We start from the raw sequence: 25200 nt of genomic DNA, 5'->3' as shown, positions 1-25200 counted from the left end.
CGCTCAGCACGCAATCGCTTGCGTCCTGTGTGAATTACTTTGTTTGGAATTGTTTAACGTGTTTTTCCAACACGAAAATAGGTTCCGTTACAAGTTTTTCGATATTGTTCAATTTTCAAGGTCCTGTGCGCCTCAGCCTTAGCGGCTGACGACTTGATTATTTTACCACAGAAGTGATTTTTTGTCAAGCACTTTTTTCGGAAGCTTTTCGTTTCTTTCGAACATAAGTTCCGCTTTTCAGCGTTCCCTCATTGGTTCTTTCGTTTTGCTTCTGCCGCTTTCAGAAGTCATTCTTTCCGGCGGCCCTTGGCGCTCAAGTATAATACCACATCCCCAGCCTTCTGTCAACACTTTTTTGCATCTTTTTTGAGTTTTTTCTATATTTCGCAAAAGGAGTGCTTCCGGGCAGGTTTTGAACCCCTCCGAAATGGCCGCGGCCATTTCGTCTCCCCTTTGCCAAGGGGAGAGCCCTTGCAGTTTCCGGGGCGGTGTTATATTATATAATTACATTATAGAGCGGAGGAGGCCCCGACCATGATCCTTACGGTCAACATCGGCAACACACACATCACGATTGCCGGCTACGAACACGACGGCCTGCAGTTCAGCGGACGGCTGCATTCCAGCCCATCCGCAACGGTGGACGAATACGCCATGAACCTGCTGAATCTGCTCTCCTTATATCAGGTTGCCCCCGAGCGGATCGAGGGCGGCATTCTGGGCAGTGTGGTACCCGCACTGACAGGCCGGGTATTGGGTGCGCTGCGGATGCTCTGCTCTGCCCGCTTCCTGACCGTTGGCCCCGGCCTGAAAAGCGGCATCAAGCTGCGGCTGGACAACCCGGCCCAACTGGGCGCAGAGCTGCTATGCGGTGCTGTGGCCGCACTGGAAGAGGGGCCCGGACCGCTTGCTGTCATCTCGGCAGATACCGCCATCTCCATCATGGCAGTCAACGGCAAACAGGAGCTGGTGGGCGGTGTCATCCTGCCCGGGCCGCAGCTCTCCCTTTCCGCGCTGGTGCAAAGGACTGCCCAGCTGCCTCAGATCGATCTCTCCGCTCCGGCTTCCTCCTCGATCTTGGGCAAGAACACCTCTGCCTGCTTACAGAACGGTTTCGTGCTGGGCACCGCCGGGCTGCTGGATGGGCTGGCCGAGCGCTTTCAGGCAGAGCTTGGCCCGGATATCCGCTTTTATGCCACCGGCAACCTGCCCCGCACCATCCGGGAGGCCTGCCGCACGCCGATCGAATACCGGGAGTATCTGATCACGGACGGCCTGTACCGCATCTGGCAGAAAAATCGGAAAGGGTAATATCAAAATCAAAAGGAGTCATACACCATGAATTCCAAACTCGTATCTCTGTTCTGCTGTCTAATCATGCTCGTGAGCTTTTCCGGCTGTACCAAGGTCACACAGCTTGTAAAAGACAATCAACCAACCAAAGCAGACCTACTCGCAGAAATCAACGAAGAACACCGCCGCTGGGAGGGTGGTTCCTCTGACCCAACTCCCTATCTGCGGCATTACGATGACCCCGCCGATGCCCAGAAATCAACCGATTATCTCACCGACACCTACAGCGAATACGATGCCGCCAAAGAATTAAGTCTGGAAGAAGCCGAAGAAGATGTGAACTATCTCTTCGATGCCTTCTATTATGATTTTGCTTTCTATGACTATTTTGGTGGGCACACTGTATTCGATCAGGCAAAAGCAGAGATTTTACAAGAGCTTCAAGCAAAAGACAGCCTGACCTGCAAAGACTTACAGGAGATTTTGGTGAAACACCTTACCTTTATCAAGGACGGCCATTTCAATATCAATCAGAATTTCCCTGCGGAAAAGGATCTCCCCTTCTTTTTCCGGCAGGTGATGTTCGTTAAAACTGACAGCGGATATCAGGATTCCAAAGGTAAGACGGTCGTATCGGTAGACGGCCATCCAGACTTGGATGCACTGTTCAAACGCTCCATTTCCAAAGAAGGATATCTTGTATACTATCCTGTGCTACTGAAAGAAGCAAAATTTGATGGAACCGAGTGGGATAAGCATGTGTGCGACGAGCAATTGACCGTGCACTATGCCGATGGCAGTACGGATGTATTGACGGCAGACACTTGGAGCCAGTATTACAAAGATCTCCCCAAAGGGCAGAATACCGACTTGCGCCAGACCGACGGGATTCCGGTGTTCCAGTTCAACCATTTTGACCCGTCCTTCCTGGAGGAGACCAATGCCGCAGCAGCGCAGATGAGCAATGCGGAGATCTCCATGCTGGATCTGCGCTCCAATGTCGGGGGCTACGAGGAAGTTGCGCATCAGTGGTTCAACCGATACAGCCACCAACGGGTATTTGGCACTGGAGTTCGTTATTCCGTTCTTCCAGCTTCTCTTGTCGCTTCACCTTCCACCTCAAAAACGCCCCGCGCAAGCAATGACAACATTCTGATCCTTCTAAGCGGAAAGTGCTCTGCATCTTGTGCGGAGATCACACTGGATCTTTCCTATAATTTAGACAACAGCCTGATTATTGGAGAGAACACAAATGGAAGTATGATCAGTAACAGCGGCCATATCGAATTGCCCAACAGCAAGTGTTCGGTGGATATGACTTTCTCCACGGTCTATCTGACCCCGGATGGTTCCGATTATTTTGAAGAACTTCGGGGATTCTTCCCGGATATCTGGGTTCCGGCCAAAGAAGCCGAAACGCTGGCGGCAAAACTTATGGAGAATCTAAAGTAAAACTCTGGCCCGCCCGGCCACAAAGAAAAATCCCCGGCACACTTTTGTGTACCGGGGATTTTATTAACACATGCGACCGGGAGGATTCGAACCTCTGGCCTTCCGGGTCGGAGCCGAACGCTCTATCCAGCTGAGCTACGATCGCACATTACTGGCAAACCAGTGTAATGTAGTATAGCACAGCCGGAGGCAAAAATCAAGCCGTCTGGCGGCTCTGTATCCGGATTCCGTGCCCGATCCCGCGCCAGCAAGACGCTGACGCATTCTGTTCTTCCTTTTTGAAAGATTCATCTTGCAAAAGTGTGCGCATCTCTTATAATAGGTGTTGTGCCCCGGTGTGCGCGGGCACGGTTTAGGACTGAAAAAGGAAAAAGAGAGCATGAAATCTAGCACAAGATCCCTGACAGAAGGCCCGCTGGCAAAGCAGATCCTTCTGGTCAGCCTGCCGCTGGCATTATCCAATCTGCTGCAGGTCTTATTCAACATGTCGGACGTGGCCGTGGTGGGGCGGTTTGCGGGCTCCACAGCGCTGGGCGCGGTGGGCTCCACCAGCATCTTTGTCACGTTGTTCACCGGCTTTCTCATTGGCCTGGGCAACGGCATCAACGTGCTGGTGGCCCGCTTCTACGGAGCCAGACACCCGAACGATGTCCACGACACCGTCCACTCGGCCCTGATCGTCAGCCTGATCGCAGGCGTGATCCTTCTGATCGTGGGCCTGCTGGGCTCCCCTGCCATGCTGCGGCTGCTGAACACCAAGGAGGACTTGCTGCCGGGAGCGATCCTCTACCTGCGGGTGTATTTTCTGGGTATGCCGGCACTGGCTCTGTACAACTTCGGCAGCGCCGTGTTCAGCGCCATCGGTGAGACCAAAAAGCCGCTGTACATCCTGAGCTTTGCCGGTGTGCTGAATATCCTTCTGAATCTGTTCTTTGTCATCGTCTGCAACCTGGACGTGGCAGGCGTGGCGCTGGCCAGTGCCATTTCCCAGTGTGTTTCTGCCGGGCTCATCCTCCACGCCCTGACCAGGGTGCAGGACTGCTACGCCCTCCATTTCAAGGAAGCAAAGCTCGATCCCGCCATGACCAAAAGCATTCTGGCGCTGGGCCTGCCTGCCGGATTCCAGAACGCCATTTTCGCCATCGCCAACCTGTTCATCCAGGCCGGTGTCAACTCTTTTGATTCCCTCATGGTCAAGGGCAACAGCGCCGCCGCAAACGCTGACCCGCTCATCTACGACTGCATGGCCGCCTTCTACATGGCCTGTGCCAGCTTTATGAGCCAGAACTACGGCGCAGGCAAGCCCGACCGTGTCAAGAAAAGCTACTTCATCTCGCTGGCCTATTCCTTTGGCGTGGGTCTGGCGCTGGGCGGCGGCCTGTTCCTGTTCGGGCGGCAGTTCCTCGCCCTTTTCACCACCGAGAGCGCCGTTATTGATGCCGGTATGAAGCGTGTGGGTGTCATGGCGCTGGCCTACTGCATTTCCGCCTTTATGGACTGCACCATTGCTGCTTCCCGCGGTCTGGGCAAGACCGTGGTGCCCACTGTCATCGTCATCATGGGTTCCTGTGTGTTCCGGGTGATCTGGGTATACACCATCTTCGCCCACTTCCACACCATCCCCTCGCTCTACCTGCTCTACCCCTGCTCCTGGGCTCTGACCGCCATTGCGGAGATCCTCTATTTCATCCGCTGCTACAAGCAGGCCATGAAGATCTTCCGGGAGCCGATTCCCTCTTCGCTGTAAAACAAAAAGATGGATGTCATGCGGCATCCATCTTTTTTGTTTTCTCTATTACACCTTGACTTCCCCGGCCAGGACCCGCTTGTAGTCCTCATAGTTGCGGGCCAGCAGGGCGGGCGTATCCAGCCCGTAGGGGCACTTGGCCTTGCACTGGTTGCAGTGCAGGCAGCCCTCGATCTTCTTCATCTTGGCCTGACCGGCAGGGCTCAGATGCTCTGCCGAAGGCGAGCGCCGGAGCAGCAGGCTCATGCGGGCGCAGTTGTTGATCTCGATGCCAGCCGGGCAGGGCATACAGTAACCACAGCCACGGCAGAACTCACCGCACAGCTCCTCCCTGTCGTGGGCGATGACCGCAGACAGCTCTGCGTCCATCCGGGGCGGGGTATCAATGTAGGAGAGGAACTCGTCCAGCTCCTTTTCTCGCTGAACGCCCCAGATGGGCAGAACGCCCTCAAACTGCGCTTCAAAGGCATAGGCGGCGGCGCTGTTGGTAATGAGACCGCCGGACAGGCCCTTCATGGCGATAAAGCCCATCTCGTGCTCCTTGCACAGCTGCACCAGCTCCAGCTCCTGCTCACCGGAAATATAGCTGAACGGAAACTGCAGGGTCTCGTACAGGCCGCTCTCAATGGCTTCCTTGGCCACGGACAGGCGGTGGTTGGTGATACCGATGTGTCGGATCATCCCCTTTTCCTTGGCCTCCAGCGCGGCTTCGTACAGGCCGGAGCCGTCACCGGGCTTGGGGCAGAAGGACGGGTTGTGGAACTGGTAGATGTCCACATAGTCGGTGCGCAGATTGTTCAGGGAGGTGTCCAGGTCCTTCCAGAACTCCTCCGCGTTCTGGGCAGCGGTCTTGGTGGCGATGTAGACCTCGGAGCGGATGCCGTCAAAGGCTTCGCCCAGCTTCACCTCGCTGTCGGTGTAGGCGCGGGCGGTATCAAAGAAGCGGATGCCCGCTTTGTAAGCCTTGCGGGCCAGAAAGACCGCGTCCTCCTGGGAAATGCGCTGGATGGGCAGGGCACCAAAGCCGTTTTTGTTCACGGTGATGCCGGTGCACCCCAATGTGACCATATCCATAGGGAACCTCCTGTTTTTTCCAAAAATACTCTCTGTGCTCATTATAAGGCGAAGCGCCCCACAACGCAAGAAAAACCCTCTCCATCAAAGCGTGGCAGTGCACAGCGATGACAGAGAGGGTCAGTTTTATTGATAGTTGTGGTTCAGGAACAGCGCTTTGATGGCGACGATCTCGTCGTACTCCTCCTGCTCCACCTGCACATCCGCATTGACGGCCTGCAGGCGGGCCTTGACGGCATCCAGTGCCTCGGCGGTGGTCACGGCCTGACCTTCCTCCACGGCATCGATCATCCGCTTGAGGACGATCGGGTGAGCATAACAGCTGGGCACCGGGAAGCTGCCGTTGGGGTAGTGCTTCACATACTCCGCCATGGCGGCATCGGCCTGATCGGCCCGCTTCATAATGGCGCTGTTGTTATTGTGCGCCGTGGGCAGCATGTTGTAGCTGGAAAAGAGGAAGATGGCTGCAAAGCCGAACAGTGCAAAGTACACGCCGTAGCTGCCGGTGTGGGTGAACACCGCGTACAGGCCGTAGGCCGCAGCGGCAGTGCCGAACAGGAAGATGGCAAGGGCCACATAGCGGTAGACCGGCTTGCTCTTGAGCTGGGCGCGCTTGCGGCGCTGGGCAGCACTGAGCTCATTGGAAAGCTCAGGCTTTGCATCCAGATACTCCTTTGCCCTGCGCAGGACCGTCACGGTGTGTTTGGCATCGTCAGACAGCTCCGGCAGCTTGCGGGCGGCCTTTTCCTCAGCCTTTTTCTGCAGCGCCTGCTCCCCGGCGGCACTCAGCAGCCGGATCTGGGGCTGCTGCTTTGCCAGCAGCTCCAACAGGGCATCCACGTCCCGCTCGTCCTTGAAGTTGCACTGCTTCTGTTTGCCGCCGTCGTACTCCACCACAAGGTAAGCCATGGAGGCAAACATTCCCTTGCCGGTAAAGCCGCCCGCACTCATGGCCACCCGCTTGAACACGCGAGTGATGCTGGTGTAGGGCAGGTAGTAGCGGCGGTCGATGTAAAAGCTGTTCAGATACAGGGCTTTTTTGCCCACGCCGCAGGGGCCGATCTTTTTGCAGGCCTTTCGGTCGGCCTCCAGTTCGGCAGAGTCGAGCCTGGCAAGGCCCAATTGTGCAGGTTTGAAGAGCATAACGTTCATCCCTCTTTTGCGTTTTTGTTTGTACCCATTTTCCCACTCCGGCAATGAAAATGCAAGGCCCAGCCCGCACTCTTAGCCAAAAACAGGAAACCGGCCGCTGAGCTGACAGCGGCCGGTTTGTTTTACTGAGAAATTGCCGCTATGAATGGGTTATGCGGCTTTCTTCTCGGTGTTCTTCTTGGTTGCATAGATGAACAGTGCCAGCATGGCAATTGCGAAGACGATACCGATGGGATATGCAACTGCGGTGTTGTAAGCCACCAGCTTGCCGTCTGCATAGGTGTTGATCATCTTGCCCAGGCACTCAGGAGCCAGCACGAAGTAGGTGCAGGACACAGCGCTCATAAAGGTAGCGGGCACTACAGTGATCCAGTAGTTCTTCTTTTCCTTGAACAGGTACATGGAAGCAGCCCACAGAACGATCATGGCCAGCGTCTGGTTGGTCCAGCTGAAGTAACGCCAGATCACAGTGTAGTTGATGAAGCCCAGTGCGTTGCCGATGCCCAGGAATGCGCCCACGCCCAGAACGGGAACGCAGAGCTTCAGGCGGTTGACGTAGCTGTCCTGATCGATCTTGAGCCAGTCGGACAAGGTCAGACGAGCGGAACGGAACGCGGTATCACCAGAGGTGATGGGGCAGATGACGACACCGATCATAGCCAGTGCCACACCGACCTTACCCATGGTCTTGAGGCAGACATCGTAGATAGCGGCAGACTGACCGGCAGCCAGAGCCTCGGCCAGACCGACCATCTTGCCATCGGTGATGGTGTACAGTGCGCAGCCTGCAGCGGCCCAGATCAGAGCGATAACGCCCTCGCAGACCATAGCACCGTAGAACACGAAGTGGCCCTGCTTCTCACTCTTCATGCAGCGGGCCATCAGAGGCGACTGAGTGGAGTGGAAGCCGGAGATTGCACCACAGGCAACGGTGATGAACATGAAGCTCCAGATGGGAGTGTTGGAGGGGTGCATATTGCTGAAGTTTGCCCAGATCTCGGGGATGGTGTAGGCAGGGTTGGTGAAGATACCAAAGATAACGCCCACTGCCATGATGATCAGGCAGATGCCGAACACGGGGTAGATCTTACCGATGATGGCATCAATGGAGATAAAGGTTGCGATGAAGTAGTAGACCAGAATGATGATCAGCCAGAACAGGGTGGTGGTGAGCATACCGCTCATGCCGCTGTTCTTGCACAGGGTCACGATCAGACCTGCGGGGCCCACTGCGAACACGGTACCGACCATGATCAGCAGCACAACAGAGAACACACGCATGATGTTCTGCATCACGGGGCCAAGGTACTTGCCGGTGACCTCTGCGATGGAAGCGCCATCGTTGCGCTCGCTCATCATGCCGGAGAAGTAGTCATGTACGCCGCCGGCAAAGATGGTGCCGAAGGTGATCCACAGGAACACCACGGGGCCCCACAGAGCACCCTGCAGTGCACCAAAGATGGGTCCCAGACCTGCAATGTTCAGCAACTGAACGAGGAACAGCTTCCACTGGGGCATCACAACGTAGTCAACGCCATCGTTGATGCGCACAGCAGGAGTTTCGCGGTCGTCCGGTCCGAACGTATTGTCAACGATCTTGCCATAGACAAAGTAGCCGATGATCAGGAGCGCCAGACAGAGTAAGAAACTAATCATACCAGAAACCTCCTTTTATCGTCCGTGCCCGGAGCCCCATTCTGCCCCGTCACGGCCATTCCTTGGCCCTATGTTAACACAATCTTCATAAATCTGGTAATATCCTTCCAGAATGGCCCTTATATCAAAAACTATATAAGTCAGTCCTTCCCGGGAATTCCGGAAAAGATTTTTTAACGTATCCTCGGCAAAACTTCTTTGCCGAAATCGTTTCAGCGGGTGTTTTTCCGTTTTCAGTGCACCCTGCCAAACTTTTTGGCATATTTTTGTGCATCTTGTCTGCATTCCCGTTCTTTTTGCCGCAATTCGTTGTTTCTCTGCACAAGCAAAAGCCGCCTGCCGGACGGCCCGGCAGGCGGTTTTTGCGGTTGTGAATGGGTATCGGGATGGATGAAGAGGGGGAAATGTCAATTATGCAGTCTTTTTCACTGTCTGCTTTTTGGTCGCATAGATGAACAGCGCCAGCATGGCGATCGCAAAGAGGATGCCCACCGGGTAAGCAACTGCGGTGTTATAGACGGTAGCGCCCTCAGCAGTCTTATGGTTCAGCAGACCGCCCAGGCACTCGGGAGCCAGCACGAAGTAAGTAGCGGACACAGCGCTCATAAAGGTGGCGGGCACTGCGGTGATCCAGTAGTTCTTTTTCTCCTTGAACAGGTACATGGAAGCGGCCCACAGAACGATCATGGCCAGTGTCTGGTTGGTCCAGCTGAAGTAGCGCCAGATCACAGTGTAGTTGATGAAGCCCAGCGCGTTGCCGATGCCCAGGAAAGCGCCCACGCCCAGCACAGGGATGCAGAGCTTCAGGCGGTTGCCGTAGCTGTCCTGATCGATCTTGAACCAGTCGGCCAGAGTCAGGCGGGCAGAACGGAAGGCGGTATCGCCGGAGGTGATGGGGCAGACGACCACGCCGATCATGGCCAGTGCGATGCCCACGCCGCCCATGGTCTTGGAGCAGACATCATAGATGGCCTTGGACTGACCCATTGCCAGTGCCTGGGCCAGACCGGTGTTCAGGCCATCGGTGACCTCGTACAGAGAGCAACCGGCAGCGGCCCAGATCAGGGCAATGACACCCTCGCAGACCATGGCACCGTAGAACACAAAGTGGCCCTGCTTCTCACTCTTCATGCAGCGGGCCATCAGAGGCGACTGGGTGGAGTGGAAGCCGGAGATCGCGCCGCAGGCAACCGTGATGAACATGAAGCTCCAGATGGGCGTGCCCGACGGGTGCATGCTGCCGAAGTGATCCCAGATCTCGGGGATGGTATAGGCAGGGTTGGTGAAGATGCCAAAGATGACACCGATGGCCATGATGATGAGGCAGATGCCGAACACGGGGTAGATCTTGCCGATGACCGCATCGATGGAGATAAAGGTCGCGATGAAGTAGTAGGTCAGAATGATGACCAGCCAGAACAGCAGCGAGGTCATCACGCCGGATGCACCGCTCTGGCTGCACAGCTCAACGATCAGACCGGCGGGGCCGACGGCGAACACGGTGCCCACCATGATCAGCAGCACAACAGAGAACACACGCATCACGTTCTGCATCACAGGGCCTAAGTATTTGCCGGTGATCTCCGCGATGGAAGCACCGTCGTTGCGCTCACTCATCATGCCGGAGAAGTAGTCATGCACACCACCGGCAAAGATGGTGCCGAAGGTGATCCACAGGAACACCACGGGGCCCCACAGAGCGCCCTGCATGGCACCAAAGATGGGGCCAAGGCCCGCAATGTTCAGCAGCTGGACGAGGAACAGCTTCCACTGGGGCATCACGACATAGTCCACGCCGTCGTTAATGCGCACAGCAGGCGTTTCACGGTCGTCCGGGCCGAAGGTATTGTCCACGATCTTGCCATAGACGAAGTATCCGCCCACCAGGATCGCAAGACAGAGCAGAAAACTAATCATACCAGAAACCTCCTTTTTGCCCCTGCCGGCCGCGGCCCCATTCTGCCGCATACCCGGGGCTCTTTTCTGGCCTCATGGTAGCACACTTTTTTCCAGCGGAGAAATATCTTTCCGGCATGGGGCCATATGGTTTCCGATATAGCTGCAAAGAATTTTTGCCGCTTTTCCGTTTATTTTTTGACCATTTATCAGCAAAAATAAAACCGGGCGCTTATTTTCGCCCGGTTTTTCATCCATTTATTGGTTTTTCTGTCAATTTCAAAGGGAGTAACCTTTGCCGCATCTTAGCCGGAAAGCCCCTTTATTTCACGGTGGAAGCCGCTTCCTTGTGGAGCAGATCCACAAAGGCCTGCTCCTCGGGGCGCAGGCGGCCCTTGTCCGGGTAGACCAGCACATCCCGCATCTGCTGGCGCTGGGCCGGGCACTTCTTCAGCACCAGATGGTACTGCTCCAGTGCCCTGCGGGGCATGGGCGATGCCCACATGTAGGCCGTGGGCAGCCGCTGCAGGATCGAGAACTGGCTGCACCGCTCATACACATGGATACGGCGCTCCGGGTTGACATGCCAGCGCACACCGTCGCCGCCCTCCTCGCCGGGCAGCTGGAAATCATCGTGGAGGATCTCCATATACTTGTCCAGCTCAGACAGGTCGCGGATCTCCTTCCGGGCCAGCGGGCCGTCCCGGTTGGTCAGCAGACTGTATTCAAAATCCATAATGGGTTCCATTTTCAGGCCCCGCCGGGCGCAGTAATGGGTATAGTGCTCGTCATCCTCCACGGCGTACCGCAGCAGAGCCAGATGATACCCCTGCCGCAGGACATGATCCAGTGCCTCCATGGAGCCGCCCTCCCGGATGTGGATGTGGAGCCGCTCAATGGATGCTGCCTGCTCCAGATAATCCACCGCCGCATAGGAGGCATAGGTGGCGTGGGGGATCATTACCCGCAGCTCGGCGCAGCGCTCCTGCGCCTCCTGCACGCTCCGGTCCAGCCGGTCCACCTCCCGCAGCACCCGTTCGGCCTGCTCGATGAAATGCCGCCCCTGCTCCGTGGGGATCATGCCGGTGGATGACCGCTCAAAAATGCGGAGATGATATTCTTCTTCCAGATTTTTCAGCGCCTTGCTCACGTTGGGCTGAGCGGCATACAGCCGCTTTGCCGCCGCACTCACAGATCCGCATTCCATGATGGCGACAAGATACCGCAGTTCTGTAATGTTCAACTTTTTCTCTCCTTTTGGCGTTTTTTCCCTTGCGCCTAGTTTATCAGGCGGCACACGGGGCTGTCAAGCGTTGACGGGGCCCCGCTGCCGTTTTATAATGTAAGAAACAATCTGCCCGAAAGAGGTCGAAGAGGATGGAAGAAAAAAACTACCGCGTTCTGCGCATTGAGGAGCAGCTTTATGGCTGCGAGGAGCTGCCCGAGGGCCAGCCCGTGCTCTGTGATGTCCTGCTGGAGGCTGCCGACGGCACGCAGCGGGTTCTCCCCTACCCGGATGCCGAGCTGACCCGGCTGGACATCAACGAGGGCAGCACCGTCACCCTGCGGGATCACAGGCTGACCAAGGCGGCGCACAAGGTCTATTTCACCCGCCACGGCGAGACCGTTTGGAACGTGGAAAACAAGATCTGCGGCATGACCGACAGCCCCCTGACCGAAAAAGGCCGCGCCCAGGCCCGGGAGCTGGGCGAAAAGCTCCGGACCAGCGGCCTCCGCATCGATGAGATCCTGTACTCTCCCCTGTCCCGCGCCGCCGACACCGCCCGGGCCATTGCAGAGGCCACCGGCATTCCTGCCCGGTGTGAGCCCCGGCTCCGAGAGCAGTGCTTTGGCCGCTACGAGGGCACGCCCCGGGACGGCGAAGAGTTCCGCATTTCCAAGACCCACTTTGCCGACCGCTACTCCGGCGGCGAGAGCATGATGCAGCTGGCTCAGCGCATCTACAACCTGCTGGACGAGCTCCGGGCCGACACCGACAAGACCTACCTGCTGGTGGCCCACAACGGCATTGCCCGGGTGGTGCAGTCCTATTTTTACGATATGACCAACGAGGAGTACGCGGCGGCAGGCATCAAAAACTGTGAGTTCGTGGAATTTACTTTTAATAAATAAAGCACTTTCATCTCAACGCTCAGAAAATAGTAAATTTTTTATGCAGCTATTGACTTTTTTTCAAATTCGCATATACTGAAAGTGGACAATGGATTGGTTACGAGATTCATAATGTCACCAAAAGCGAACCCCTTCAGAGGTGGACACTCTGAAGGGGTTCTTTTGTGCTTGCTGACCCTTAGATCCAGTCGTCAAGCCACTTGCAGATGTAGCGGACAATTACACCTGCTGCGACGGCTACAACCAAATCGGTTACGAGATTATACATAATGTCACCTCCCATCTGTTGCCAGAATGGAAAGGGGCAGCGCAAACAGTATAACACATGTTTCGACAAAAACAAAGCGGCCTCCCGTATCTGTGCGGAAAGCCGCTTTGTTCTTCACTATCCTTATTCCGCCTTGCGGTAATGGAACTGCTGGTCTCTGGTGATGAACAGGCCGATGCTGACCAGCAAAGCGGCCAGCTCGGCGGCTGTCACGGCCAGCCAGATGCCATCGATGCCCAGCAGGAGCGGCAGCAGCAGAACCGCCGCCACCTGGAACAGCAGGGTGCGCAGGAACGAGATGAGCGCACTGGTCACACCGTCGCCCAGGGCCGTGAAGAAGGAGGACGCATAGACGTTGAAGCCCATGATGAGGAAGCTCAGGCCATAGAGCCGGAAGGCCCGGGTGGTCAGAATGAGCAGGTTTTCATCATAGCCTACAAAGAAGCGGGCCACATGGGGGATGATGAACATGGAGCCGATGGTCATTCCCACCGCAACCACACCGATGAGCTTCAGGCTCTTGCGGTAGAGGTTGTTGACCTCTTTGCGGTTATTGGCACCATAGTGGTAGCTGACGATGGGCGCACTGCCCACGGCGTAGCCCACAAACACCGCCACAAACAGGAAGGATGCGTACATAATCACACCATAAGCGGCCACGCCATCCTCGCCCGCAAAGCGGAGCAGCTGATAGTTGTACAGGATGTTCACCAGCGACATGGAAAGGTTGGTCATCAGCTCGGAGGAGCCGTTGATGCAGGCATTCAGCAGAACTTTGCCCTCAAAGCGGGGACGGCAGAGGTGGAGCAGGCTGGTGTTTTTCCGGTTGAGGAAGTAGAACACCGGCAGCAGGCCGCCCACCACCTGGCTGAGCATGGTGGCAATGGCGGCACCCTCTACGCTCCAGTGCAGGATGCCCACCAACAGCACGTCCAGCACCATGTTGGTGCAGCCCGCGCCCACCGTGAAATAAAAGCCCAGATGCGGCTTTTCGGCGGTGACAAAAAAGCTCTGGAACATATTCTGCAGGATAAAGGTGGGCAGGCTGAGCATCAGCACCCGGCCATAGCGCAGGGCGTAGTCCAGCATCTCGCCTTCGGCACCCAGCATCAGGGCCACCGGCCGGAGCAGCAGCATCCCCAGCACGGACAGCACGATGCCAGCGATCAGCGCCGTTGACATGAACAGGCTGAAGTAGCGGTCAGCTTTTGCATTGTCGCCCTCGCCCAGCGTGATGCCTACGATGGCGCTGCCGCCGGTGCCCAGCATAAAGCCCACGGTACCCACCAGCATGGGCACGGGCATGATGAGGTTGACTGCCGCAAAGGCCGTTTTGCCCACAAAGTTTGAGACGCACAGGCCGTCCACGATGCCGTAAATGGAGGTGAACAGCATGGTGCCGATGCAGGGCAGCACAAAACGGATCAGCCGTGAATAATCAAAGTGATCCGAAAGTTGAATTTTCTGTTTTGACATGGATTCTCCTTTTTGCAGGGGTGGCTCACATCATCCCGCCGGGCCGCCAGCCGGTGCAGTAGCGGGCATAATCGCGGTCGGCCTGTTTGACGTAAAGGAGGAACTGTTCCCTGCCTTCCTTGTCCGTGACCTGACGGACTTTGGTGGGCAGGCTCTGGCGCTGGAGCAGCTCCAGCTCATCGTTGAGCTCTTCCTCGGTATCAAAAGCATCCAGCTTGGTCCAGTGGGTGGCAAAGAGCCAGATGTTTGCAAGGGTGTTATTCATATTCAGTCTCCTTTTCCGGGGCATCGGCAAGGGTGCCGGCCCGGTAGAACGGCGCAATGGCGTTGGCATCGCCGTGGCGCATGATGGAATAGGTAATGTCGCAGTAGGGCTGGATGGCCGTGCTCTTTTCCACGGTGGAGATGAGCAGAACCTGCAGCTGCAGGCGGCGGAACAGCTCCATCATGGGGCGGATGCGGTCACTGGTCATCTTGCTGAAGGCCTCGTCCAGCAGGACAAGGCGGATGCTGTTCTCGCTCTTCTGGTAGATCTGCAGCAGGCTGGCGCAGATGGCCACATAGAAGGGAGCCTGATTCTCACCGCCGGAGGAATCGCGGCTGACGCGGGAAAGATAGGCCTGCTGGCCCGAAACGGTGTTGGTCACCTTGATGTCATAGTCCAGATAGGTGCGGTAGTCCACATAATCCGAGAGGGTGGCACCGGAGGTGGTGCGGCCCTCCTGCCGGGCCCGGGTGTTCTCGTCCACATCAGCCATGATCTTTTCCATCAGCGCGTCCACCTGCCGCTCGTAGACGGGGTCGGCAGTGGCGGCAAGGTTGTCCAGCGAGTCGCCATCGGTCATCTGCTGGTTGCCCTTGTCCACAATGACCTGATAGAAGGCGGCCAGCTGGGGGTCACGGCTGGGTTCCAGCTCAAAGCGGTAGACTTCCTCGCCGTAGGTCAGCTGCTCCATCACCTTGTTCAGCTCCCGGAACTGGCGGCGGGCGTTGAAGATATCATCCTTCATGCGGAACAAAATGTCCTTGCGGAAGCGGTCCTTGCAGTCCCGCTGTGCCTGCTCCAGCCGGGCGGCGTAGCGTTCCAGATCAATCCGGACAAGGCTGTCGTGCTGGGCGCGGTACTGCTCCACCCCGGCCAGACCCAGCGGATAATCGCAGACATAGTGCTCGTTGTAATCCCTCTGGGCGGGTTCCAGCGTGGAAGTGAGATACGCTCGCAGGGCATCGTCCAGCCTGGTCTGTGCCTTTTCGGCAGTCTGCGCGGCGGCACGGGCCGTGCGCCCGCCCGTCATCAGGCCCTTTTTGCGTTCCTGTGCCAGAGGCTCCAGCAGCGGGTGCTGTGCAAAGAATGCCTCTGCCGCCTCCCGGCTCTGTGCGGCGGTCTCCACCGCCTTACCCTGCTCTGCCTCACAGGATGCGATCTGCTTTTCGCAGACGCGGATATCGCCGCCCACCTGCTCCACGGCCTTGCGGGCAGTCTCCCATGCAGCTTCCCGGGCTTCTTCCTCGCGGTAGAGCTGCTGCAGCATGGGGTTCTCGCGGCAGTCCGCCAGCTTCTGCTCCTGCGCGGCGTAGTCGGCACGGGCGGCATCCAGCGCGGCCCGGCTGGCCCAGAGTTCGGCCAGCTGTTCCAGCGCATGGCCCCGCAGGACGTTCTGGTACTGGTCGTAGGCAGATTTCAGGGTCTTTTCGGTCTGGGCGGCTTCGCGGCAGCGGTCGGCCTGGGCGGCAAGCTGTGCTTCCAGCGCTTCGGCACGCTCCCTGCGGGCATCCAGGCCGATATAGCGCTGGGGCCTGCGCAGGCGTTCCAGCCGGAAGGGATGGTGGCGCAGCAGGTCCCGGGTGGCGCTGTCGGGGAAATGCTCCAGCGTATCGGGGGTGTCGCAGCAGACGATGCGGCGCAGGATGGTGTCCGCATACTGGGCAGCCAGCGGGTTCTCGCTGGTGACCTGGGCGGCAAGGCTGTCGGCGGGGGCTGTCTCCGCATGGCGGTCCGCCTTGCGGATGCCCGGGGTATCCAGCAGGCTGATGGGCCCCACCCGGTCGCCCAGTGCCACAAAGGCGCTCTTGGCGGCGGCATAGTGGGCAGGCGGCACAAGGATATCGAACCGGCGGTCACCCAGGCAGGCCTCCACACAGTCCTGCCAGCTCTCGTCGGCCACGGTCAGCAGTTCACAGAAGATCTTTGCATCCGCTGTCATGCCGCGGCTTTTCAGCTCGGCATTCACGGCATCCCGCACTTTGGTGGCGGCATCGCCGTGGGGGTAGACCCATTTGCCGCCGGACACAGCGTTCAGCTCGGCCCGCAGACCCTCCTGCTCTTTTGCCAGATCCGCCGAAGCCTGCCGGGCAGCAAAATATTGCTCCTCCAGCGGCTTTTCGATGCGGGCCAGGGCCTCGGTCAGGGCGGGGAGATGTTCCGCTGTCAGGCGCTGGGGCCAGAGCTCCTTCTCCACCGCAAAGCCGCTGCGGTTCAGCTGGGTCAGCAGGCCGGTGATGGTATCCGCGGTCGCTTCCAGACTGTTCCTTGTCCGGGCTGCTGCATCCAGCGCGCTCTTTTTCCGGGCCAGCTCCTCGGTCAGGGCATCCAGCGCCCGGCCCGCGCCGCTGTCACCGGCCGCTCCGTGGGCCGCCAGATAGGCCCGGCGGGCTTCGGCTTCGGCGTTCTTGGCGGCCTCGTATTTTTCGTTCAGGTCAGACAGCTGGCGGCGGCCTGCATCCAGATGGCTCTGCCAGGAGGCATCCTCACCGGCATCCGCTTCGGCGCGGGCCAGCAGGGCCGCGCCCCGGTTGACAAGGGCATCCGTTTCTTTGGCAGCAGCTTCCCGGCCATACGCCACGATCTGTTCCAGCGCGGCGGCACGGGTCTGGGCCTCGGCCAGAACGGCGTGGAGGTTTTCCAGCTCCACCCGGTCGCCCTGCAGCGCTTCCAGATCCAGTTCAGGCTGGGGCAGGATGTACTGGTACAGGAACTCCCGGAAGTTGGGGATCTCGTCCATGCTGGTGCCCATCTGGAACACTTCGTTGAATTTTTTGCCCAGCGGGCTGGAGGCGCGGCCAATGCCCAGGGCACGGCAGATGCGGTCCCGGGCCTCGCTGGGGCTGCGGGTGTAGGACAGGCGGCCCACGGCGGGCTTGAAGTCCTCCTTGGCGCTGGGGGCACCGGTGCGCGGATCAAGGAAGGGCAGCTTTTCCAGCGTGATGCCGTCCTCGGAGATGTACCAGGTCTGGTCGCCGGGGTGGAGCTCCTGCATGGGGCCCTCAGATTCCACCCGGACAGCGATGACAAAGTTTGTTCGCTTGACGGTATCCCAGAACTCGGCACCGATGTATGCCACCGTGCGGCCCGGGCGGCGGTAGGCGTTCTCACCGCGCTGCTTGGCGTGGACAGAGCCCTGCAGGGTGCGGCCGCTCTTTTTATTGCCCAGGGCATTGAAATTGCGGTTGGTGGTCAGGCAGTAGCGGATGGCATCCAGAATGGTGGTCTTGCCCACCGCGTTGACACCGATCATATAAGTCAGACGGGCACAATCAAAGGTGACATTTTCAAAGTTGTGCCAGTTGATGAGCTTCAGGCGCTTTAATTCGATCATTCTTCTTCCTCCCCGCTGGCATCTCCGTCAGGCCGCTCGTAAAGGGCCAGTTCTTCCCGGGTGCGGCTGCTCTCGGCGGCGGCATCGGCAAGGTCTGCGTCCGGCAGGGCCAGCAGCACGGTGGGGAACACCTCGATGCGGCTGTCCAGACCGGTCAGCCGCCCCACCGGGCGGGCCAGATTATACCTGCGCAGGGTGCGCATCAGCTCCTCCAGCGTGCGCTGGTCCAGCCGCCGGGGCAGGTTCATCTTCTGCAGCTCTGTCTGCACCTCTTCCACCGTGACCAGCACCTGATCGGCGCTGGCGGCAAGGCTCTCCCGCTTTTGCAGGTAGAGCAGGCGGAGCACCAGCAGCAGGATGCTCTCGTATTTCAGCAGCCGGGCCTGACTGCCCTCATGCTCGTTGACCAGCGCCGCCGCCTGCAGCGGAGCCGGGTAAAGCGTTACCGCATAGCCCAGCGGCGCGAACACGGCCCGCACCTCGGGCAGATGATCCTGCACATAGAGGTATTTTGCCCGCTGATCCTCCACGCCGCCCAGCACAAAGCAGTGATTGAGCAGATAGTTTGCGGTCTCTTCCAGCATTTTATTCGGTTCGGCCATGGTCAGCGTCCTCCCTGCGGGGTGTCAGAATAAACTCTTCAAACCGGAAGCCGCCCCGTTCGACCCAGTTTCCGGTAAGGGTGATATCGTAAGCCCGGCGCGGCGACTGCGAATAGGTGTGCAGGCCGATGATGCGGGCAAAATCGCGGGGGTATTCCTCCGCCAGCGTGGAGGCAGCCACCGCACTGCGGGCGGCAAGGGCCTGTTTTGCCAGCAGGCCCACATTTTCCTCGGTTACGGCCATCCGGGCATAATCCAGCAGCAATTGCTGTTCTTTGCGCAGCTGCTCCGCATCCAGCCCGGCCTGCCGCACCGGGGCCAGCGGCGTTTCGCTGCGGGGCGCGGCGGGCGGGTAGAGAGGCTTTGCCCCGAACACCGCCGCCGGGTAGAGGTGCAGGTGCTTTGCCACCGGGCCGTCATCCGGCGCGAACAGCTGATCGGGCGTTTTGATCTCCTCGGCATAGCGGCGGAGCAGGGCGGTGACACTGCCCTGCGAGGAGCGGTCGCTCAGCAGCAGGAACTGTGCCCGCTGCACGGCCCGCTTGCGGTAGCGGATATGGCTCTGGTCGATCTGGCGCATCAGGGTGCTCATCTCTTCCAGCGAATCCCGCAGTTTCTGGATAAGGGCACGCACGGCAGGGGCGGCCTCGCCGGGGGCGCAGTGCTCCACCCGGGCGTAATCCAGCGCCAGCCGGGGCAGATGGTTTGCCTCGCAGTCATCCAGCTCCTCTTCCAGATAAGCGCGGTAGTTGAACAGGTTATCGCTGGTCTTGAAGCGGTGGTAAGCGGCGGCCACCACCTTTTCCTCGTACTGGTCGAAGAGCTCCAGCACCTCCTGCGGGGTGCGGTTGCGGGTGAGCCGGTCGATATAATGCCCGATGGATGCGTTCAGCGCCCGCAGGGACTTGTTCAGTGCTTCCAGATCGGAGGCCACCTCCCGCAGAACATTCTCATAGGGGCTCTTTTCCTCCCCGATGTTCTGCAGCAGCTGCCAGGCCTTATACAGCTTGCCGGTGTAGGTGACAACACGCGGGTTCAGGATCTCTTCCAGCGCCTCCAGCAGGGGGGCCACTTCGGGCACAAAGGCAAGGGCAGGCTCCTCCTCATAGCTGCCGGGCTGCTCTTCCAGCCAGCCGGTGCGGCGCAGACGGAGCAGAAAGCCCAGCGCAAGGGTATGGGGGTCCCGGGTGGGCTGTTCTGCTTCGTCGCCCGCGTCATCGGCATCCAGCGCCAGCGGCTTTGCCAGCGCCGCAAAGTAATCCTCGGCCCGGCTCACCGCTTCTGCCCGGGAGATGGAGTAATCCGCCGTGTGGCGGCACTCCTCCCACAGCAGGAGCAGCAGCTCCGCATAAAACGCCCGGTTGGGCCCCGCCAGCGGGCGGAACAGCCGCGGGCTGACCAGTTCAAACAGCTGCATCCAAAGGTTCCTTTCTTTCGATAAAATCTATCTTTTATTGTACCACATCACAGCCTTTTTTGCATCTTTTATGGGAAAGTTGCAAACAAAAAGCCCGCCCGGAGCAAAACCGGACGAGCCCGTTTTTCTTCTCACTGCCACGACAGAGACAAATGACGGTTATTGGCAACGCAGTCTTTCAAGTACAAATTGATCAGGGTCTGGTAAGGGATGCCCACCACTTCGGCCTGCTCCTTGAAGTAATCAATGGTATTGCTGTCAATGTTAATGGTGATCTGTTTTTTCAGCGCCTTGGCATAGGGATTCTTTCTTGCATTGCTGAAATCGTACTCTTTGAGCATAACACAGACCTCACTTTCCATATCTATATTATAATTATAATATAATTATAAGTCAAGTGCTCCAGACGCAAAAAAGCCCCGGAGGGCGGCAGGGGTTCCGCGCTCCGGGGTATGCTCAAGAAATGTTCAGTCTCGTATTATTCAGCTTTTTCTGCGTAGGTGATGCCGGCTGCAACATAGGTCTTGCCGTTGGACATTGTCTTTGCGGCAATACCGACAGCCTTATACTCACCAGTACCATTGGGACGATCCATCGGATCATTATTGTTCTTCAGTTTCTCCAAATCTGCAGCAGTAACTTCAATTGCAGGAACTTTTCCGTTGGTTTCATGACTATTCGGCTGAGCGGCCAGAATCATCGTCACAACCTGCTCACCATTTTCTACGCCATAACTGAATACAATAGCGTCCTTCGCTGCAATCATGCCATTCTCATCAATTTTGTCCAGCATTGCCATTGCACGATTGCGGATAGTAGCATCATTTTGCAGCTTGGAATTCTCATCCATCGATGCATTCACATTCTGCATATATGCCTCTTCAACCTGCTGTGCAAAACTCTTAGAACCACTGCCGCTTTCGCCGCAAGCGGTCAGCATCGCCAGAGCCAGCACGCTGGCCAGCAGGATTGCAACAAGACGTTTCATTTTTTTCATAAAACAATTTCCTCCATAATAAAATTCAGACCCCTGTATAACCCCAAATCATACAGTGCGTCTAGGTTCATTTTAGCTCTTACCCCCCCCCCTATGTCAATTCGCAGACTAGCCAAAATTTTCATTTCTTTTTTGTGTAAATAAAAAAGCCCCGGAGGGCGGCCTTTCAGCCACGCTCCGGGGAGTGTATTATTGTATCCTTATGCTTTGGGGTTAACCTGAACAACGATAGAAATGTACATGTTGCCCTTAACTGTCTTTGCGGCTACACCAACCTTGGTCCACTTGCCAACTGCGTTGATGTTCACATCCTTATCCTTGTTGTTTACCATATTGAAGAACTCTTCCAACAGTTTACCGGTATACTCATTCTTGACCACGACCTTAGCCGTATAAATACCATTGTCATCACGATGAACATCTATAGCATTGTGAATTTTCCATGCACCGGTGTTGATGTCTACCGCCGAATCCAAGAACTTTTCAGCTTCCTTTTTGAGCTCGGTGTCATTGCACAGCTGTACTGCCGTACCACGCTTTGCATTGATCGTGCTCATCATCTGAGCTTCTGCCTGAGCCTCAGGGGTCGATGGGGTATCGCCGCCGCAGGCGGTGAACAGAACAAGTACCATGGTCGCCGCCAGAATCAAAGCGGCCAGTTTTTTCAGCATTTTCATGTCGGGACCTCCAGTCGTTTTGTTGTGTTGTTATCATAATATGCAGGGTGCCTTTCCATTTTGAAACAGGGCCCCTTCCAGTTTTATTTTATCCAACGACTGTCGCTTTTGTCAATTGCCAGCTTCACCAAACATTTTCTCCTGCTTTTGTTGTTTTTTCCAGAACGAATCTTCGCAAAGATCCTTTGCCGTGCCCGGGGCAAAAACCGGAAAATATTTCCGGCGTTTACACAATTCTACCACGATTTGGTGCTAAACTTAAGGCAATGGGAACCGCCGGGTGCCGTTCCTGAACAAGGAAAAGGAGTTTGCCCCATGCAGCATGGTTCCCTGCGCGCTCCGGTGCGCGTTTTCATGGCAGCAGTTCTGCTGTGCCTGAGCTTTCTGGCCGCGCCAAAGGCTGCGGCGGCACAATTGCAGGATGTGAACGGCATCACGCTGCTGTCCTTCGACAGCCAGCAGATCGTCTCCATCGGCAACCAGACCTCGGGCCGGTGCAGCTGGTACGCCCTGCGCTACGCCCGCACCATTCTGGATGGCAAGCCCTGCTCAGGCAGCGGGATGTGGTCGAACGGCGCGGTATGGTCTGCCGCCGGGTACTACCCTTACAGCGGCTCCCTTTCCGACTGCCTTTCCCGCCTGTATGAAGAGCTGCAGGCCGGGCGGCCCGTCATCGTACATCTGAAAAACACCGCTGTCAGCGGCGTGTCCAAGCACACCAACCGCGTGACGAGCTATGAATACCATCTCTCCGGCTCCGGCTGGAAAGAGGTCAATTACCCCCACATCGCCACCAGCAGCACTTACGGACACTGGGTGTGCGTGGTGGGCATCTCCCCCACGGCAGACCCCGAAAACCTGCGGGAGAGCGATTTCTATGCGCTGGACCCCGCGCGGGTCAGCGTGAACGGCACACTGGCCGTAACAAAGCTTTTGGATGGCACCATCTGGACTGATAACTCTCCCTTAAAAGTCGCAGCCTGACGCTCCCTTACAAAACACAACAGCCCCCGGAACATGCAGGGTTCCGGGGGCTTCGTGTTTTGTATCGGGGGTTACAGCTCCTGATAGGCGCTCATCATGGCGGGGATGAACTGCTTTTTGCGGCTGACCACGCCGGGCAGCGTCCAGCTGCCGTCGGCGGCGGGCCGGCTCTCAAAGCCGTTGCTCAACACCTCGGCGGCGTAGCGGCCGGTGCAGATGACCACGCTCTCCTCCTTGGGCACATCGGTCAGCAGCATGTAGAGGTCCTCCACGTTCTGCTTGTTGCGGGCCTCCTCCAGATAGGGCTGGAGCAGCGCCTGCGCGGCCTGCAGGTTTTTGCGGGTCATGTAGCTGCCCTGTGCCACGCCAAAGCGGATATCGCCGCACATGAACACCTTGAAGTCCTGCAAAAAGACCTCTTCGGGGGTCTTGCCGTCCAGTTTTTCACCGGCCTCGAACATTTCGGTGGAAAACTCTTCAATGTCCACGCCTGCGATCTTGGCCAGACGCTTGGCGGCGTTTTCATCCACGGGGGTGCAGGTGGGGCTGCGGAAGGCCAGCGTATCCGAGAGGATGGCCGCCAGCAGCAGGCCCGCGATCTGGGGCGGGATGTCCACACCGTTTTCATCGTACATCTGGGTGATGATGGTGGCGGTGCAGCCCACGGGCTGGTTGCGGAAGTAGACCGGGCCGCTGGTCTCCAGACTGCCGATGCGGTGGTGGTCGATGATCTCCAGGATCTCGGCCTGATCAAAGCCCTCCACGGCCTGGGTGGCCTCGTTGTGGTCCACCAGAATGATGCGCCGCTTGCGCAGGGCAATGACGTTGCGGCGGCTGACCATGCCGCAGTATTTGCCGTCCTCATCGAGGATGGGGAAATAGCGGTGGCGCACCTTTGCCATCACCCGCAGCACATCGGCCACGGGGGTGACGAGGGTGAATTTGAGGATATCGTCCCGGGTCATATAATAGGAGATGGGGGCGCACTGGCTGATGAGCTTGCCCGCCGCATAGGTATCCTCGGGGGTGGTCATAATGGCTACGCCGGTCTCATCGGCAATGCGCTGGATGGTGCGGCCCACCTTGGCCCCATTGCAGATGATGAGCAGGGAGGCTTCCTTTTCAATGGCGCAGAGCTGGCTTTCGTACCGGTTGCTCAGAATGACGATATCCCCCTTTTCCACGCTGCTTTCCAGCATCTCGGGGGTGGCGGTGCCGATCTTGATGTGGCCGGTGGTGCAGACCGCGTCGGCATTGCCCACCACCATGGTGCCGTTCAGCGTTTCAAGGATATTCTTATAAGAGGTACGGCTCTTGGCCAGCACCGCGGTATCGAACACATCCATGTTGGCGGTGGCAAGATCCTTCACCGTGATGATGCCCTCCAGCTCGTTGTCTGCGCTGGTGATGGACAGGGTGTCGATCTGCTGGTCGCGCATGATCTTCCACGCGCGGCGCAGGCTGGTGGAGCCCGGGATGCCCGGCATCTCGCGGTAATCCACGTCCCGGATCTTGGGGTTCACGTCGGTGCACATCCGGGGCGGCGTGACACCGAACTTTTTCAGGACGAACTCGGTCTCCTGATTCATTTTACCGGCACGGCGCGGCTCACAGACCAGCGTGCTGGTGCGGTTTTTGAGCTCCGCATAGGCAATGGCGGAGCAGATGGAATCGGTATCGGGGTTGCGGTGCCCGATGACCACGACCTTGTGTGCTTCTTTTGGCATAGGCTGTTCCCCTCTCTGGGTCAGATTCATTTACCTTCCGATCGGCCCCATGCCCCAAAACACCGGGCACAGCTGCCAGCTACATTTTAACACATCCGGCACCGGGGGTAAAGGCGGCAGACATCTTTTTCTTGACAGCGTCCCAAAAATCGTCTATCCTTGACCTGAAATTTTTCTCTTTGGAGGTTCCCCCATGAAAAAGCTGTTCCGCGCCCTTTCCCTCTGCCTGACACTGGCTCTGTGCGTGTTCGGCAGCACCGCCGCGCTGGCCGAGGCTCCCGCCGCCACGCCCGCCCCCCAGGACCAACGTGTCATCACCGATGTAAGCCCCCTTGAGGATCAGATCCGCAACATCGTCGGTTTCACCACCAGCACCGGCGGCCCCTACGATTTTGAACAGGCCGACCATAGATCTGCCGTGCAGGCCTACGGTGCAGAACCCGCCGAGGGTGCCGTGGCCCTGCTGCACATCTACGCCCGGGCCGAGGACCGGGGCGATGCCTCCATCAATTCCAGCGGCCACTCCTTCCTCTCGGTGCGGAACGTTTCGGACCACGACATCGAGGTGGGCGGCCTGCGGATCGCGCCCGATACCGAGATGACCTTCAGCCCCCGCGGCAACCGCTGGGAGCACACCGGCATCTGGTACAATCTGGAGGGCTACTACAAGCGCTATCTGGCCGATTCCTACTACCAGAACATCTACGCTGTCCAGACCTCGCTGGATCAGGGCCAGCTGGACGTGGTCAACCGCAACCTTGCCAAATCTGACCACTGGTCGGCCTACTTCAACTGCGCCGCCTTTACCGAGGGCATGTGGAACGCGATCTGCGCCGATTCCCTTTCCGCCGGGCAGCCCTACACCCCGGAGAACCTGCGGAACAACATTCTGGCCAAGTACGGCGATCTGGCCGCGTACAATCCCCAGGTCCCCTACGACTACATTGTTTATTACGGCACCAGCCTGACCCCCAGCAAAGAGTTTGCCTGATTTCCATGTTTGTTGGATACAACATCTTGATTTTCACGTCATTCCGCGCTATCATGGGTGTG

At 57.8% G+C, this 25200-nt stretch carries 21 protein-coding genes and 1 tRNA gene; 6 read left to right on the top strand and 16 right to left on the bottom strand.

The window, feature by feature from the left end; genetic code table 11:
* Nucleotides 1–534 precede the first annotated feature (534 nt).
* Both D3F01_RS06175 and D3F01_RS06170 read left to right on the top strand, forming a co-directional pair.
* Nucleotides 535–1311: a type III pantothenate kinase gene (locus D3F01_RS06175; RefSeq protein WP_242886953.1), complete on the top strand. Its 777-nt coding sequence runs from the start codon at nt 535–537 to the stop codon at nt 1309–1311.
* A gap of 27 nt (nt 1312–1338) precedes the next feature.
* On the top strand, nt 1339–2745 hold the full coding sequence (locus tag D3F01_RS06170) for a S41 family peptidase (RefSeq protein WP_242886950.1): 1407 nt from the start codon (nt 1339–1341) through the stop codon (nt 2743–2745).
* A gap of 71 nt (nt 2746–2816) precedes the next feature.
* Here D3F01_RS06170 and D3F01_RS06165 read toward each other — a convergent pair.
* Nucleotides 2817–2890: transfer RNA gene (locus D3F01_RS06165), tRNA-Arg, on the bottom strand.
* A 234-nt stretch (nt 2891–3124) separates the two neighbouring features.
* Here D3F01_RS06165 and D3F01_RS06160 point away from each other — a divergent pair.
* Nucleotides 3125–4492, top strand: a complete 1368-nt coding sequence (locus tag D3F01_RS06160; RefSeq protein WP_242886947.1) for an MATE family efflux transporter — start codon at nt 3125–3127, stop codon at nt 4490–4492.
* 48 nt (nt 4493–4540) lie between these two features.
* On the opposite strand, the gene D3F01_RS06155 is transcribed toward D3F01_RS06160, so the two are convergent.
* The 6 genes from D3F01_RS06155 to D3F01_RS06130 all read right to left on the bottom strand — a co-directional run bounded on the left by D3F01_RS06155 (nt 4541) and on the right by D3F01_RS06130 (nt 11513).
* Nucleotides 4541–5566 carry an aldo/keto reductase gene (locus D3F01_RS06155; RefSeq protein WP_242886944.1) on the bottom strand — a complete coding sequence of 342 codons (1026 nt, stop codon included), beginning with the start codon at nt 5564–5566 and terminating at the stop codon, nt 4541–4543.
* 126 nt (nt 5567–5692) lie between these two features.
* The gene (locus D3F01_RS06150; RefSeq protein WP_242886931.1) at nt 5693–6709 is read right to left on the bottom strand and encodes an ATPase P; all 1017 of its coding nucleotides are present in this window, start codon (nt 6707–6709) and stop codon (nt 5693–5695) included.
* A gap of 159 nt (nt 6710–6868) precedes the next feature.
* A complete protein-coding gene (locus D3F01_RS06145; RefSeq protein ID WP_242886928.1) occupies nt 6869–8374 on the bottom strand; it encodes a carbon starvation CstA family protein in 1506 nt (501 codons plus the stop codon).
* 411 nt (nt 8375–8785) lie between these two features.
* Nucleotides 8786–10291, bottom strand: coding sequence for a carbon starvation CstA family protein (locus D3F01_RS06140; RefSeq protein WP_242886925.1), 1506 nt, complete (start codon nt 10289–10291; stop codon nt 8786–8788).
* A gap of 72 nt (nt 10292–10363) precedes the next feature.
* Nucleotides 10364–10528: a hypothetical protein gene (locus tag D3F01_RS06135; protein WP_242886922.1), complete on the bottom strand. Its 165-nt coding sequence runs from the start codon at nt 10526–10528 to the stop codon at nt 10364–10366.
* 64 nt (nt 10529–10592) lie between these two features.
* Nucleotides 10593–11513, bottom strand: a complete 921-nt coding sequence (locus D3F01_RS06130) for a LysR family transcriptional regulator (RefSeq protein ID WP_242886919.1) — start codon at nt 11511–11513, stop codon at nt 10593–10595.
* A 335-nt stretch (nt 11514–11848) separates the two neighbouring features.
* Here D3F01_RS06130 and D3F01_RS06125 point away from each other — a divergent pair, with 335 nt between their 5' ends.
* Nucleotides 11849–12403: a histidine phosphatase family protein gene (locus D3F01_RS06125; RefSeq protein WP_242886965.1), complete on the top strand. Its 555-nt coding sequence runs from the start codon at nt 11849–11851 to the stop codon at nt 12401–12403.
* Nucleotides 12404–12794: 391 nt separating this feature from the next.
* Here the strand turns inward: D3F01_RS06125 and D3F01_RS06120 are convergent, their stop codons facing one another.
* From D3F01_RS06120 to D3F01_RS06085, 8 genes are all read right to left on the bottom strand, one after another.
* Nucleotides 12795–14147 (bottom strand): MATE family efflux transporter, encoded by a 1353-nt coding sequence (locus D3F01_RS06120; RefSeq protein WP_242886916.1) that lies wholly within the window; start codon nt 14145–14147, stop codon nt 12795–12797.
* Between the two features lie 25 nt (nt 14148–14172).
* Nucleotides 14173–14412: a hypothetical protein gene (locus D3F01_RS06115; protein WP_005929223.1), complete on the bottom strand. Its 240-nt coding sequence runs from the start codon at nt 14410–14412 to the stop codon at nt 14173–14175.
* Nucleotides 14405–17743, bottom strand: a complete 3339-nt coding sequence (locus D3F01_RS06110) for an SbcC/MukB-like Walker B domain-containing protein (protein ID WP_242886913.1) — start codon at nt 17741–17743, stop codon at nt 14405–14407. The genes D3F01_RS06115 and D3F01_RS06110 overlap by 8 nt, the downstream gene beginning before the upstream one ends.
* Nucleotides 17740–18345: a DUF4194 domain-containing protein gene (locus D3F01_RS06105; RefSeq protein WP_005929221.1), complete on the bottom strand. Its 606-nt coding sequence runs from the start codon at nt 18343–18345 to the stop codon at nt 17740–17742. Before D3F01_RS06105 ends, D3F01_RS06110 begins: the two co-directional genes overlap by 4 nt.
* Entirely contained in the window at nt 18329–19762 is a 1434-nt protein-coding gene (locus tag D3F01_RS06100) for a Wadjet anti-phage system protein JetA family protein (protein ID WP_117506204.1), read from the bottom strand. The genes D3F01_RS06105 and D3F01_RS06100 overlap by 17 nt, the downstream gene beginning before the upstream one ends.
* 131 nt (nt 19763–19893) lie before the next feature.
* The gene (locus D3F01_RS06095; protein ID WP_097769926.1) at nt 19894–20103 is read right to left on the bottom strand and encodes a BrnA antitoxin family protein; all 210 of its coding nucleotides are present in this window, start codon (nt 20101–20103) and stop codon (nt 19894–19896) included.
* A 137-nt stretch (nt 20104–20240) separates the two neighbouring features.
* Entirely contained in the window at nt 20241–20759 is a 519-nt protein-coding gene (locus D3F01_RS06090; protein ID WP_242886898.1) for a hypothetical protein, read from the bottom strand.
* Nucleotides 20760–20959: 200 nt separating this feature from the next.
* Nucleotides 20960–21436, bottom strand: coding sequence for a hypothetical protein (locus D3F01_RS06085; protein WP_242886895.1), 477 nt, complete (start codon nt 21434–21436; stop codon nt 20960–20962).
* Nucleotides 21437–21751: 315 nt separating this feature from the next.
* Here D3F01_RS06085 and D3F01_RS06080 point away from each other — a divergent pair, with 315 nt between their 5' ends.
* The gene (locus D3F01_RS06080) at nt 21752–22420 is read left to right on the top strand and encodes a hypothetical protein (RefSeq protein WP_242886892.1); all 669 of its coding nucleotides are present in this window, start codon (nt 21752–21754) and stop codon (nt 22418–22420) included.
* Nucleotides 22421–22491: 71 nt separating this feature from the next.
* Here D3F01_RS06080 and D3F01_RS06075 read toward each other — a convergent pair whose 3' ends face one another.
* Nucleotides 22492–24147 (bottom strand): putative manganese-dependent inorganic diphosphatase, encoded by a 1656-nt coding sequence (locus D3F01_RS06075; RefSeq protein ID WP_242886887.1) that lies wholly within the window; start codon nt 24145–24147, stop codon nt 22492–22494.
* A 193-nt stretch (nt 24148–24340) separates the two neighbouring features.
* On the opposite strand from D3F01_RS06075, the gene D3F01_RS06070 reads away from it, so the two are divergent.
* Nucleotides 24341–25138 carry a hypothetical protein gene (locus tag D3F01_RS06070; RefSeq protein WP_242886884.1) on the top strand — a complete coding sequence of 266 codons (798 nt, stop codon included), beginning with the start codon at nt 24341–24343 and terminating at the stop codon, nt 25136–25138.
* The last annotated feature ends 62 nt before the right edge of the window (nt 25139–25200 follow it).

Source organism: Faecalibacterium sp. BCRC 81149 (assembly GCF_022750605.1).
In the GTDB taxonomy this organism is placed as follows: Bacteria; Bacillota; Clostridia; order Oscillospirales; family Ruminococcaceae; genus Faecalibacterium; species Faecalibacterium duncaniae.
Note: the sequence above shows the minus strand (reverse complement) of the source record. Positions and strands in the feature narration are given on the sequence as shown.

Bases quoted from the DNA above. Each gene is read 5' to 3' on its own strand.
- D3F01_RS06080 (WP_242886892.1), top strand. From the start codon at position 21,752: ATGCAGCATGGTTCCCTGCGCGCTCCGGTGCGCGTTTTCATGGCAGCA.
- D3F01_RS06145 (WP_242886928.1), bottom strand. From the start codon at position 8,374: ATGATTAGTTTCTTACTCTGTCTGGCGCTCCTGATCATCGGCTACTTT.
- D3F01_RS06095 (WP_097769926.1), bottom strand. From the start codon at position 20,103: ATGCTCAAAGAGTACGATTTCAGCAATGCAAGAAAGAATCCCTATGCC.
- D3F01_RS06175 (WP_242886953.1), top strand. From the start codon at position 535: ATGATCCTTACGGTCAACATCGGCAACACACACATCACGATTGCCGGC.
- D3F01_RS06085 (WP_242886895.1), bottom strand. From the start codon at position 21,436: ATGAAAATGCTGAAAAAACTGGCCGCTTTGATTCTGGCGGCGACCATG.
- D3F01_RS06170 (WP_242886950.1), top strand. From the start codon at position 1,339: ATGAATTCCAAACTCGTATCTCTGTTCTGCTGTCTAATCATGCTCGTG.
- D3F01_RS06135 (WP_242886922.1), bottom strand. From the start codon at position 10,528: ATGGATGAAAAACCGGGCGAAAATAAGCGCCCGGTTTTATTTTTGCTG.
- D3F01_RS06070 (WP_242886884.1), top strand. From the start codon at position 24,341: ATGAAAAAGCTGTTCCGCGCCCTTTCCCTCTGCCTGACACTGGCTCTG.
- D3F01_RS06090 (WP_242886898.1), bottom strand. From the start codon at position 20,759: ATGAAAAAAATGAAACGTCTTGTTGCAATCCTGCTGGCCAGCGTGCTG.
- D3F01_RS06105 (WP_005929221.1), bottom strand. From the start codon at position 18,345: ATGGCCGAACCGAATAAAATGCTGGAAGAGACCGCAAACTATCTGCTC.
- D3F01_RS06150 (WP_242886931.1), bottom strand. From the start codon at position 6,709: ATGCTCTTCAAACCTGCACAATTGGGCCTTGCCAGGCTCGACTCTGCC.
- D3F01_RS06115 (WP_005929223.1), bottom strand. From the start codon at position 14,412: ATGAATAACACCCTTGCAAACATCTGGCTCTTTGCCACCCACTGGACC.
- D3F01_RS06100 (WP_117506204.1), bottom strand. From the start codon at position 19,762: ATGCAGCTGTTTGAACTGGTCAGCCCGCGGCTGTTCCGCCCGCTGGCG.
- D3F01_RS06120 (WP_242886916.1), bottom strand. From the start codon at position 14,147: ATGTCAAAACAGAAAATTCAACTTTCGGATCACTTTGATTATTCACGG.
- D3F01_RS06110 (WP_242886913.1), bottom strand. From the start codon at position 17,743: ATGATCGAATTAAAGCGCCTGAAGCTCATCAACTGGCACAACTTTGAA.
- D3F01_RS06075 (WP_242886887.1), bottom strand. From the start codon at position 24,147: ATGCCAAAAGAAGCACACAAGGTCGTGGTCATCGGGCACCGCAACCCC.
- D3F01_RS06155 (WP_242886944.1), bottom strand. From the start codon at position 5,566: ATGGATATGGTCACATTGGGGTGCACCGGCATCACCGTGAACAAAAAC.
- D3F01_RS06140 (WP_242886925.1), bottom strand. From the start codon at position 10,291: ATGATTAGTTTTCTGCTCTGTCTTGCGATCCTGGTGGGCGGATACTTC.
- D3F01_RS06160 (WP_242886947.1), top strand. From the start codon at position 3,125: ATGAAATCTAGCACAAGATCCCTGACAGAAGGCCCGCTGGCAAAGCAG.